The organism is Rickettsia lanei, assembly GCF_056242675.1.
Window position 1 is genome coordinate 1,194,505 of record NZ_CP172233.1, and the last position, 12,728, is coordinate 1,207,232.

Genomic DNA, 12,728 nt, shown 5'->3' on the forward strand with positions numbered 1-12,728 from the left:
ATACACAAATAGCTTGTGCAAATAGTTGCCTCCTAATATAGTAAATCCGAATATTATGATAATCTCATAACACTCCTCTTGTCCAAATAACAAAAAAATTTTTGCTGAATATTGAAAAAAATATCCTTATTCATTACTTTACTTAATTTTATTTATATATAATTGAAGTTATCATAAATAATAAGCTATAGATATGAAAAATATTTTCCGCAAATTTGTATTTACTATTTTCGTATGTTTAATAAATTTACAACTAATTGCTGCAAGCTTTAACAAAAAAATACCTTTATATTTTAAATTAACTCACGAAAATCTGTTAGCAGGACAAAATGCGTTAAATATTGACCTTTGCGACTCTAGCATTAAAGAATGGTGTACAAAGCCACAAAGAGAGCTAGGGCTTAACGGAAAAAAAAATAAATGATTACATATCTATTTCATCTGATATTAAAGGAGCATGGTGATTTGGCTGGTGGTATAACATAAATTTTACTCCAGAAAGCACTTTTGTAGCTCATCAAACTGATAAGATTACTATCGAAGATTATATATTCCCTAATTTTGTCGGTTTAAAAAGTAATAATATAAGTTTCACGACTTTACCACTACTTCCTATTATTAAAGAAATGAATTATCTACAGGATAATATCGATATTTCCAAAAAATTCGTTCAAACTAAAATAGCTTTTAACTATCCTATCGATCCTAAAACTCTAGAGGAAAGAATAGAGTGTATAAAATCTTCAACTAAAGAAAAATTACCTTTTCCTATCAAATTCAATACCAATAATACGGAAGCTACGATTATTACTAATATACCACCGCTTACAGATAAAGAAGATACAATTTCCGTAATTATAAAAGACGGTGTTAAACCTCTACATGGCGGAGAAGTTTTCACATATAAAAATGTAAAAGATCAAAATCATAAGACGCCAAATAACATAAGATATTCTTATAAAGAAAATGTATTAATTCCAAGTCTATCCTCATATTTAAAAATCACTAATAGTACTGCTACAATTGTTAAAGATGATAAACTAAAACCGGAACAGATAATTATAATTACCACAAATACACCGGTGTCGGGTGAGGAAATAAAAAAACATTTAGAGTTATTTTTATTACGGCAGGATAAGCCGGCTTTCTTAGGAGTTGCAGGCAAAAAAAACTATAAATGGCAAAATCCGAAAGAAATAACCGATGATATTCTTAAATCGAGTGAAAAAATAAATTTTGAGCTTTTATCTTCCGTCCCAAGCATTACTACTATGCATAGTTTTAAAGTAGATACGTTTACCTCAAGAGCTTTGCTTGTTAAAGTAAATCAAGGTGTTAAAACATCGGATAATTTAACACTCGGCTCAGATTATTTTCAAATCGTACAAATACCGGGTAACCCTAAAGAAGTTAAGCTAATGTCCGACGGTTCTATTCTTTCATTAGCTGGCGAAAGAAAGCTGCCCGTATATTCACTTGGCATAGATAAATTATATTTAGAAATCGATAAGATTAATCAGCAAGAAGTTAATCATTTAATCAGCCAAACAAATAGATATAATATTTTCCAAAACCCGACTTTTATAAATGAATATACCTTTAATGAGTATAATATTTCCGAGGTATTTCAAGAGGAAGTAATAGTGAACTCTCAAAATTTAAATTTACCTCATTATACCGATTTAGATTTCAGTAAATATTTTAATGTAGAAGAAGCAGGCAGCTATTCCAAGGAGTTATTTCTAGCAAAAGTTTATGCTCAAGACAATAATAACATTATATCTCAAGATAAAAGATTAATTTTAGTTACCGATCTTGGTTGTATAGTAAAAACTGATAAAACCGGGACGCATCATATCTTTGTTTCTTATATCAGTAACGGTAAACCGGCTGGAGGTGTAAAAGCAGATATTATAGGACTTAACGGTGAGGTGTTAGTAAGCAGCAAAACCGATAGTAAAGGACATGCCGTTTTATCAAATATAAATGATTTTTCAAAAGAAAAAACTCCAGTGGCTTATATATTAACTACTAAGGATGATTTTTCATTTATGCCGTATAGTAGAATTGATAGACAAGTTAATTATTCTCGGTTTGATGTAGCAGGAGCCGTTAGTTCTGATCAATGGTTAAAAGCTTATTTATTTTCCGATCGGCTGCATCTATCCAAGCAAGCAAGGTCACATAGGCATTATGCTCAAACAAACCGACTGGCAAGGAAAATTTGACGGCTTACCTTTAGAAATACAAGTAACTAACCCTAGAGGAAAAGTAATAGATAAAAGTAAAATAGTTCTAGATGCAGAAGGATTCGGCGAATATTTATTCTCAACGCTTGATGATGCCTTAACCGGCTTATACAATATAAGCTTATATTTAGTAGGAGATAAAGGCAGCAATAACTATCTTAATAGCGTGTCTGTCAGGGTTGGTGATTTTCAGCCTGACTGCATGAAAATAAACATAAACTTCAATAACTCACAAGATGAGCTATGGACGAATCCAAAAGATCTTAAAGCAACCGTTAATCTCATAAATCTTTACGGCACTCCTGCAGAAAATAGAAAAGTCAGCGGCTTTATTGATATTAGACCTACCGAGTTTTTCGTACCTAGATTTAAAGAATATAAATTTTATAGTAGCAAAGGAAATAAAGAGTTTTTTTACGAACGTTTAGGAGATATTACTACCGACTCTAAAGGTACGGCAAACTTTGACCTTAACCTTGAGAAATATTATAACGCTAATTTTAATCTAACATTTTCAGCAGCAGGATTTGAGCCTGATTCAGGAAGAAGCGTAAACGCAAGCAAATCGCTTATAGTGTCACCTCTGCCTTATATTATAGGATTTAGAAGCAACAACGATCTAAAATATATTAAGACAAAAACAAGCGCGGCAATAGAATTCATAGCCATATCAAATAAAGCAGAAAAAGTAGCTGCACCTAATTTAACTCTTAACTTAAAAAAGATTAATTATGTAAATAACTTAGTAGCAGATAGTAACGGTAATTATTCTTACAGTTCAGTACCTATTGAGACTAATATATCTTCTGACAAAATTAATATCACGGCAAACGAAAGTTATATTTATAAAGTGCCTACTAAAGAAGCAGGCGATTACGTTATTTACTTAACCGATAAAGAAGATACAATCTTTGCCCAAGCTGAATTTTCGGTAATAGGTGAAGGAAATGTTACGGCTAATTTAACAGACAAAGCAAATTTAAAAGTTAAACTTGATAAAGATGATTATAAAGCCGGCGATACTATTCTTTTAAATATTATAACTCCTTATACAGGTTATGGGTTAATTACTATCGAGACCGATAAAGTACATAATTTTGAATGGTTTAAAGCTGATGCAAATAATAGCATTCAAGAAATAAAAATTCCTGACGGCTTTGAGGGTAAAGGATATGTAAATGTACAATTTATAAGAGACATAGAAGCTACGGAAATCTTTATATCACCGTTTAGCTATGCAGTAGTACCGTTTACTGCGGGCATTTATAAACATAAACAAGATATTGGATTAACACTTCCTGCAAAAATCAAATCGGGAGAAAAGCTAGCAATTCGTTACCGTACTACAAATCCCGGTAAAATAATAATATTTGCTGTTGATGCAGGGATATTATCATTTGCTGGTTATCAGACTCCCGACCTGCTTAATTACTTTATTAACGATAAAGCCTTGGGAAGTCCGAACATCACAAATCATGGATTTAATATTACCTTAGCGTCCTTTATTAATGAAAGCTTATATGGCGGCTCCTGCCGGAGACGGTTGTATAAATGTCGCTCGAAACCTTAATCCGTTTAAAAGAAAAAGCTAACCTCCCGTAGCATTTTGGTCAGGAATTTTAGAAGCAGATCTTGATGAGAGAGAAGTCACATTTGATATACCAAGCTATTTTAACGGCACTTTAAGAGTTATAGGGGTAGCCTCAAGCCTTGACTCTATAGGAACTTCCAAAGCTGATTTATTAGTCCAATCTGATCTTATTATCAATCCAAATTTACCTTTATTTGTAGCTCCAAATGATGAATTTACAGTACCGGTAACAATATTTAATAACCTAAAAGATTCAGGAAATGCTCAGGTTTTTCTAAATATTGAAACAAGTGAAGGACTTAAAATATTAGATTATCCTAAAGAGATCCCGATAGACGAAAATAAGGAAGCTACTATTAATGTTAAATTAAAAGCGACTGATCAACTCGGTGCGGCAGATTTAAAGGTTGTGGCTTCTATAAATCACCTAAAGCCGGATATAATATCTATGGCAGTAGTACATAGCTCCGAATGAACTTAGTACTACGAGCGTTCGCCCTGCTAGTCCGAGCGTTACAACAGTTAATACAGGCTTTATTACAGACAACAAGACTAATTTAAAAATCTTACGGGATGTATATCCTGAATTTGCTAAACTACACATTTCCGCTTCTAAATCACCGCTAGCTATTATTTCTGGCTTTAAAGATGTCCTAGATAATTATCCTTATGGTTGCACTGAACAATTAATAAGCCAAAATTTTGCCAATATTTTATTATATAATGAACAAGAGCTAGTTCAGATTCTTAAAACTGATCGTAAAAAAATGGATGAATCATTATCAAAAATATTCCAAACTTTATCAGAACGTCAAAATTATGACGGTGGATTTAGATATTGGAACAATTTTAATGACGATTCCGATCCATTTATTTCCGTTTATGCTATGCATTGCTTAAGCGAGGGAGCAACTAGATATTTAGCTGTTCCAAGTGATACATTTAATCAAGGTATTTACTATTTAGAGAATATGGCTAACAGATCAATAAACTCCTTAGATGAAGCAAGAGAAAAGGCATATGCGGTTTATATCCTGACGCAAAACAGCGTTATTACTACAAGCTATATTGCAAATATTTTAAAATATTTAGACGAGTACCATAAAAATACATGGCAAGATGATTTGACTAGCGTTTATTTAGCAGCTAGCTATAAAATGCTGCAAATGAATGAAGAAGCGGAGAAATTATTAGACAGATTTACTCTAAATAAACCTATATCAAAAACAGACTATCAGTATTACAATCCTCTAATAAAATATAGTCAGTATTTATACTTAATTTCTATGCATTTTCCAGAACGGTTAAAAGACTTTGACCCAAAAATTGTACAGGATATCGCTCTTTTTGCTAAAGATAACTATAATAGCCTATCCGCAAGCTATGCTATTATGGCAAGTCTTGCCTATGCCGATAAAATAAATCATGTAGATGAGGCTACTATTAAAGTAACCTCTACAGATAAAGAAGTTACTTTAACAGGCAATAAAGTGATGATTGCTGAGCTGTCGGTAGAAAATAAGAATATCGACTTAACATTCTCAAGTAACGGCTTTTTCTATCAGCTTTTAACTTCAGGCTATGATAAGCAATTAACAGAACATAAAGAGATAGTTAAAGGCATAGAAATAACAAAAAAATATCTCGATGAAAATAATAAAGAGGTTAGCAAAGTAAAATTAGGTGATAATATTACGGTGGAAATCACCATGCGTTCAGGTAGTAATAAACCCTTGAGCAATATGGTTCTACTTGATTTATTACCGGCAGGCTTCGAGCTTTTACCGGATAACAACCACATAAATATATTAGAACGCACGCAGGAAATAATGATATGGAAACCGATATATATAAATAATCGTGATGATAGAGTTATGATTTGCGGTACTATTTCTGATCAAAAAATGACGTATCAGTATAAAATCAAAGCAGTTAATAAGGGCATATTCTCTACTCCTGCTATTTACAGTGAAGCTATGTACGACCCTCAAACTTACTATCGTGGTGTTATAAGCAATATTATTTTGGAGTAGCATTACCCGCACGGTTTTTATGTCATTCCTGCGAAAGCGGGAACCCAGTAAAACCTACAAAAAACTTGTTTTTTTAGGTTTATTTTGTCAATATTAAGACTACTTTTCTGGATTCCTGCTTTCGCAGGAATGACATAGTAGGAGTTTATCCCACAATTACTTTCAGCTTCTCTATAGTTTTTGGATCTTTTACAAGTTCTAACAATATTTCCTACTCATAGGCAAGTAGCTCTTCTTCATTTGTTTCATTATGTGTATCAATAATATCTTGAAATTTGCTAAGCACCTTATTTTGTAGATCGTTATATTTTGATGTATCTATTGCTGTTGCTAAATTTATTTTAGGCAAAGTAATTTTATGCGGAATCGGTACTATCTTTTTAGGTAGGTTTAATTTTAAAGCTTCCTCTAAAATATAATACTTGTTCATATTTACGTGCATCTTCTCTACATCATAATCTGCTTTCAAGTAATCGGGCTGAACTTGTTTTATTCTGCTCTATAATATTGCTGATATTTCTAATTAGTTTAGTTTTATTACCATTACCTCAAGCAAACATTGCGGTAACACCGCCCCACCCGGGTATTAAACCAACACCAAGTTCTACAAGCCCTGCGTTAAGTTCTTGATTTCCTATAATAAAGCTTGAGTGCAATAACAGCTCATATCCACCTCCAAGTGCCACACCAAGACCACAAGCTAATAACATGTACAGAGGAATATTTTAAGTGGAGCATGGTTCGCTATCCCAGCTTTAGTAAATTCTCTAGATCGTGAAAATTCCTTCAATATAAGACAGCAGAAGTTTTAAATCAGCACCGGCAGACAAATTATTTCCTTGCGGATAAATACAAAGATTTTTACCGTCATTTTCGGCTTTACTTGCTGCTTCTTGTAGTAAATAAAACACCTCATGATTTAAACAATTCATTTTTATAGTAATAACAAAAATCAAAACATCTTGATAAAGTATTAATTTTGCCGAGCTATTCTCTAATACTATCTGACTTTCTTGTAAAATATCTTTGTGAGAATTAAATTTTTGTTTATCGATTTTTTGATATTCTTTATTGGCTAAATATTGCGGAAGTGGGATATGCATTAAATCAGCATTTTTAATTACCGAATTCCAACCGTTTTTAGCCGCTATAGTTCAATAATTCAAATGGACCATATTTCCAGCTGTAACCAAGCTTCATAGCATCGATATCATAAATATTATCCGTAACCGACGAAACTAAACCTGCTAAATAAACATAAAATTCCGTGATAATTTCAGTAAAAAATTTACCGTAAACCGAATCACTTACAAGAAGCGCATCAAGATTAAAATATCTACTTTTTGAACAGGACTATATGATAAGTCGTTTATATTGATAACTTCTTTAATCTTTTTGCCATTTGATACCGATAAACGATAAAATCCACCGTCACTTTTACGTCCAATTAACTGCTTCTCTATCATCTTATCAAGACAGGGGTCTTTACATATTATTTTATGATAAGCATCATTTGCAGGAAGAGAGGCAAGTAATGAACTTGAAATTAACTTCATTACGTCATACCCGATTAGATCATATAAACCGAAAATTCCGGTACTCGGCAGCCCCAAAAATGTAGTAAATATTTTATCTATAGTAGCAATATCAAGATTCTGACTTATCGCTTTACGGGCTACTAATTCAAGTAAAAAATACCATACTCTATTAGCAATAAAACCAGGCGTATCATTACATTTTACTATAATTTTACCAAGCGTTTTCGTTAAGAACTCTGATACTCTTTCTATTACTTCAGCCTTTATCATAGGGTCTATAATTAACTCAAGCAGTTCCATATTATCTTGGCGGATTGAAGAAATGCGTAATAACGAACCTAGATTTAATATTATCTGGTAAATTCTCTTTGAGTCTTTCAAGCGGTAATGTAGAGATATTAGAAGTAATAATTGCATCTTCTTTAAGATCAGGAATAATTTTATTATATAATTGGTGTTTGATTTCTAACTTCTCAACAATAACTTCAATCACTAAATCACATTCTTTAATTAAATCTCAATCATATTCTAAATTACCGATGGTAATGAAATTTGCTTTATCAGGAAAAGATAAAGGTGGAGGTGGAGGTTTTTGTTTATGCAATTTGTCTTTAGCGGTGTTAACTATTTTATTAGGATCATCGGAATCTTTAGCGATAATATCAAGCAGCACTACTTTATAAGAGGAATTAGCAATTAACGCTGTAATCCCTGAACCCATTACTCCCGCACTGATAACACAAACTTTTTTTATTTCATTTTGCATAAGTTACCTTCTGTGTTACCCCGTGCCTTGACCATGAAGTCCAGTTAAAAATACTAAAAATTTTTATTATTTTTTGGATCCCGTGGTCAAGCCAAGGGATGACATCGAGTGTGTTTTTCGATACACACAACCATGTCCCCTTGCAATAACGTTATGTCATAGCAACACTTAAGACTTTTACCAACGCCACCCCCGGCTTGTCGTAAAATTTTAGCACATTCATTTATAGTAACAGCAGTGGTAACGACATCATCGACTAATAAGATTTTTTTACTGACAATATTATACTTTGTGTTAAATTTGATACTACCCTTTATATGATTTGTGTGTTGTTTTCGTGAGAGAAAAGTCTGAGACTTAGTCCATTTTGCTTTAGTTAAAATCTCAGCTTTTAACATTTTATCGGTAACTTTTGCAATTTCCATAGCTAAAATACGAGCAGGATTATACATTCGTAGGTACAGGTATGATTAAATCAATATCTTTTATATCCTCGCTGCTATATCTATTATATAAAAGCTTAGCAAAGGTCTTAGCAAATATCGTCTTATCTTGATATTTAAACTGATGAACTATTTTTTTGCTATGCTCATTACACTTAAATAAGCTGCGAGCAAACTCATAATTAGGTTTGTTGCTATAACAATTTCCACAAATGCAGTTATCTAAGATTTTTATACTAAATCTTTGTCCACATATACTACAATAGAGTCTTGCTATAAACTCTAGCTTCTTCCAACAATCGCTACAAAATTCACCGCTCCCCCTAGTATTTCCGCACCGCTTAAAAACATCTCTGCGGCAAGATATAATCTATAAGATAATTATAAGTCTTTATTAACAATTAAAATCCTCTTGAAGATTCATGGTGTTTAGAAGCATTCGGTGTTGATTGTGATGATGGTGCGCTAGCACCATAACGACCCCCCTTGCCACGTGACAAATTCTCTTGCATATGTTAGCTTGCTCATGAGCTTTATTTTGCTCAGGTTTTACTTTATTGCTAACATTGGGAGTTATAAAAGATTGAAATATTTCTTTTTTTTACCGTATATTTCTTTTAAATCACCAAATTGCGATTCAACAAAATAACCGACTCCTACTTTTACTGCCGATTTAACTTTTTCAAAATTAGTTTTTTCAGCAGGAGGAGCAAATTCAGGTCTCGCTGCAACCTTTGCTCTAGTTACATTAAAATGCTCTCTTAGCTGCCCTGCACTTAATTGATCAATTTTAGGGGGTATAGTTAAAAATTCTTCTAATGCTTTGGTATCTATTTTTGCTTGCCTTTCTTTTTCAAGCAAGTCTTTCTTATCTGCATAATTTCCTATTGATGTTTTAAACTATTTATTTGATTGATTTTATCTTTTTTTCGCTCCATACGGACTAAATTAGCATCTCCTTCACCTATTACATTAGGCTCTGCTCCTCCTCCAGTAGCACCTGCTACCAAACCGCCTATAATACCGCCTACAGCACTTGCTTGTGCTACTAAAGATACCGTCTCTAAGGTAGTATCTCGTATTGCTTTTAAAATCTCTTTAGTTCTAGTTGTATTTAATTTTTCAGATTCAACTTTTTCTTGGTAAATTTTAGCTCATTGAGTATCCAAGACATTTGTAAGTTCAGGGCTATCTTTTGCTTGATCTATTCGAGTAGTAACTACTAACTCTGCTTGCTTCACATAATTAGCTTTAATATTTTCTAAAGTTGTTTCTTTCTATCTAAACGCTTATCTTCTTTTACTTCCAAAGTTTCTTTTCCAACATTGTAAGCAACGGTTGATAAAGAAAGTGCAGCAAGCCCAACCCCAACGGGAGTGGGATTAAGGACTAACGATACTGCAACGCCGCCAATGCTAGCCGCACGTCTGACTGCTTTACTACCTAATGTTTTATATGTTTTCTCTAGAACATTTGCTGCAGTTTCACCACCGGGTAGTGTCATGATTTTATTTAATGCCTTATCGGCTAAACCGGGACTTGGGGGACCTTTTGCTTTAATTTTTGCACCTTGCTGAAGTGTATCAACCGGATCATAAGCTTTTGCTACTTTTTCTCCAACGTTAATTACTACTTCTACTAATATGAGTAGGACTAGCGATAACTTTACTGCCCTCCTGTACCACTTCGATTGCTACTCCACTTGCAGCGATTCCGGCACGAGCAACTCTAGCACCGTAAAGTGCTGTATCCTCTTGCAGCGTTCTTTTTCCTGCTGGCTTATTTTACGATTGCTGTTCTCCTGTGAAGGCTCAGAAGCTTTTGTTTGTGCTGCTTCTAAAAGCTCTACTCTTTCAGGAGTATTTATTGAAGATTTAAGCTTATTATCTTCTGCTGCATTTTTTATTTCTTCTTTAGGAGTATTAATAGATGATTTACTGCTTAAATTTTCTTTACTCATGCATATCTTATAAAATTCTGTTCTACGTTATTTCACATTCTATGTCATTCCCGTGAAAGCGGGAATCCATCTTTTAAACAGTATAAATAAACAATGCTTTTATCGATTCTTGATTACTGGATGCCCACTTTCGCGGGAATGACATCAGAACTAGCTAGAAATGATACACAAGAACACTCACCTCTTCCCCATCGCATAGCTAGTAATCAAGTTTTTTACAGGTTTAAAATTATTGATCACCTTAAATCCTATTTGTCTTAAACATCTTAAATTTTTGGAATAATTTGAAAAAATATTATTTAACTCATCAGTCAGCTTATACATAATACAATTATCCTCTTGCCTTAGCTTTTGATATTCTTGTAATGTGCCATTACTACTCACTATCATACTCAAAATCTCTATATCCTTTATGCCCTGATTAAGCCCTTGTCCGGCTAGCGGATGTACTGTGTGGGCAGTGTCGGCAACAAGCACTATACGGTTATGAAAATATCTATTTGCTATACGGGCTTTTAGTGGAAAGCTACTAATCTCACTATCAATAGTAATTTTACCTAGGGAATTACCGGCATTTCTTTGAGTTAAGAACCTAACTTCTTCTACAGACAAATTAACAATTAAAGCAGCCTGATCAGAAGAAGTTGACCATATTACGGATGAAGCATATTGATCTTTTAAAGGCAGCAAAGCAAAAGGACCAAGCGGCAGGAAATGCTCCATAGCACAATTTTCATGCGGCTTTTCATGCTTAATATTAAATGTAAGAGCAGTTTGATAAGGTTTCTCAATTTCATTAGCAAAGTAATGAGACCTCACTTTTGAATTTGCTCCGTCACATATAATTAATAAATTACACTTAATTTGGTTATCATCAAATTTTATAATCGAGTAGTCATTATGGCTTATAACCTCTTGATATTGATTATTATCAATTAATGTTATCAACGGATTATTAGTTATTTTTGACAATAGCATTTTTTTAAAGTCGCTATTCTTAACCACATATCCAAGTACAGCGTCAGCGTCATTTCGTAAGTCTAATATCTCTGAAGCCTTATTATCTACTACATATATGTCTTGCATTTCTGCTACAAACTTCTCAAGCTCTTCCCATATATCAATAGAGAATAAGAAATTTTTAGAATGCGGCGTTAAAGCAGTAGTTCTTATATCTTTAAAAAACTCTGGGCTTTTTACCGATTTACTCTCGAATATAGTAGTTTTTATACCCTTTTGTGCAAAAGAAAGCGCCGTTAACATGCCGCTAAGACCGCATCCTAAAATTACTGTATTAGACATCTTCCCAAACTCTTTTACTTCTAGAGGTAATTTGTGCGTCGATCCGATACTCGCATCCTCACGTAAGCTTGTGTACGCTGCGGTGCTGCGTTTCGTGTCTCCTACAAATTCCTCTCTATAAGCGAATTTGGCAAGATGTCTATCAATCTGTTTTGTTTTCATTCGATTCATTTATGAAATATTTTAAATATCCGTTTGTTGCTATAAAGCTTAGAAGAAAATAAATAATTGCTATATCCAAATATGAACTATTGCCTGAGTATAAACCTAAACAACAAATCAATACACTCGCTAAAGTCGTGAAGCTATTTAAAATCAACAAATTTGTTAAAATATCCGTTTTGCTGATAAATAGGTAGGTTATTAAGCAAATAAATAATGAAATAATAATTAAAAAGATGTTAAGCATAATTTTTAAAATCGGTTTTACTGTTGGATACACAATCATCATCGTCATTGCGAGGAAATTACGAAGTAATTGACGAAGCAATCTCAGGAGCTTGTTATTATTTCATGAGATTGCCACGCTCCCTACGGTCGCTCGCAATGACGGCTTGGATATCCTACCCCTCTCATTATATATAATCATTTATAACACTACAAACTGCAAATAAAATTAATTAAAATTCCTTAAATAATTTTAATATTATGTAATCTTAGCCAACCTTTACATTATAAATAGCTATTGTGACAAAAATGTTATAAAAAAATGTTGCTTTCTTTTACATTCGGCATTAACGTATATATTTAGGTTCTTGCGTAGGATTTCTAAAAAGATTTAATTTTGACTATTTTTTGCTGCAAATTATAAGATTTTTTTGAAATATGAATAACTAATTCTTTCAA

8 protein-coding genes and 2 pseudogenes are annotated in these 12,728 nt (G+C 32.9%); 1 reads left to right on the plus strand and 9 read right to left on the minus strand.

Annotation, left to right across the window (positions count from 1 at the left end; translation table 11 throughout):
* Positions 1 to 193: 193 nt before the first annotated feature.
* Positions 194 to 5,873: pseudogene (locus tag ACHBLB_RS06915) on the plus strand (alpha-2-macroglobulin family protein).
* Positions 5,874 to 6,018: 145 nt separating this feature from the next.
* On the opposite strand, the pseudogene ACHBLB_RS06920 reads toward ACHBLB_RS06915, so the two are convergent.
* The 9 genes and pseudogenes from ACHBLB_RS06920 to ACHBLB_RS06960 all read right to left on the minus strand — a co-directional run bounded on the left by ACHBLB_RS06920 (position 6,019) and on the right by ACHBLB_RS06960 (position 12,291).
* A pseudogene (locus tag ACHBLB_RS06920) lies at positions 6,019 to 8,177 on the minus strand (3-hydroxyacyl-CoA dehydrogenase/enoyl-CoA hydratase family protein).
* Positions 8,178 to 8,263: 86 nt separating this feature from the next.
* Positions 8,264 to 8,629 carry a ComF family protein gene (locus tag ACHBLB_RS06925; protein ID WP_475841604.1) on the minus strand — a complete coding sequence of 122 codons (366 nt, stop codon included), beginning with the start codon at positions 8,627 to 8,629 and terminating at the stop codon, positions 8,264 to 8,266.
* Entirely contained in the window at positions 8,622 to 8,990 is a 369-nt protein-coding gene (locus ACHBLB_RS06930) for a ComF family protein (RefSeq protein WP_329518040.1), read from the minus strand. Before ACHBLB_RS06930 ends, ACHBLB_RS06925 begins: the two co-directional genes overlap by 8 nt.
* A 203-nt stretch (positions 8,991 to 9,193) precedes the next feature.
* Complete coding sequence (locus tag ACHBLB_RS06935) at positions 9,194 to 9,481, minus strand: hypothetical protein (RefSeq protein WP_475841606.1); 288 nt, start codon at positions 9,479 to 9,481, stop codon at positions 9,194 to 9,196.
* 23 nt (positions 9,482 to 9,504) lie between these two features.
* On the minus strand, positions 9,505 to 9,630 hold the full coding sequence (locus tag ACHBLB_RS06940; RefSeq protein WP_475841608.1) for a hypothetical protein: 126 nt from the start codon (positions 9,628 to 9,630) through the stop codon (positions 9,505 to 9,507).
* Between the two features lie 251 nt (positions 9,631 to 9,881).
* Positions 9,882 to 10,124: a hypothetical protein gene (locus tag ACHBLB_RS06945; RefSeq protein ID WP_475841610.1), complete on the minus strand. Its 243-nt coding sequence runs from the start codon at positions 10,122 to 10,124 to the stop codon at positions 9,882 to 9,884.
* A gap of 189 nt (positions 10,125 to 10,313) precedes the next feature.
* A complete protein-coding gene (locus ACHBLB_RS06950) occupies positions 10,314 to 10,580 on the minus strand; it encodes a hypothetical protein (protein WP_475841611.1) in 267 nt (88 codons plus the stop codon).
* Positions 10,581 to 10,757: 177 nt separating this feature from the next.
* Positions 10,758 to 12,044, minus strand: coding sequence for a 2-octaprenyl-6-methoxyphenyl hydroxylase (ubiH, locus tag ACHBLB_RS06955; protein WP_475841613.1), 1,287 nt, complete (start codon positions 12,042 to 12,044; stop codon positions 10,758 to 10,760).
* Positions 12,025 to 12,291, minus strand: coding sequence for a monovalent cation/H+ antiporter complex subunit F (locus ACHBLB_RS06960; RefSeq protein WP_475841615.1), 267 nt, complete (start codon positions 12,289 to 12,291; stop codon positions 12,025 to 12,027). The genes ubiH and ACHBLB_RS06960 overlap by 20 nt, the downstream gene beginning before the upstream one ends.
* Positions 12,292 to 12,728: the final 437 nt, after the last annotated feature.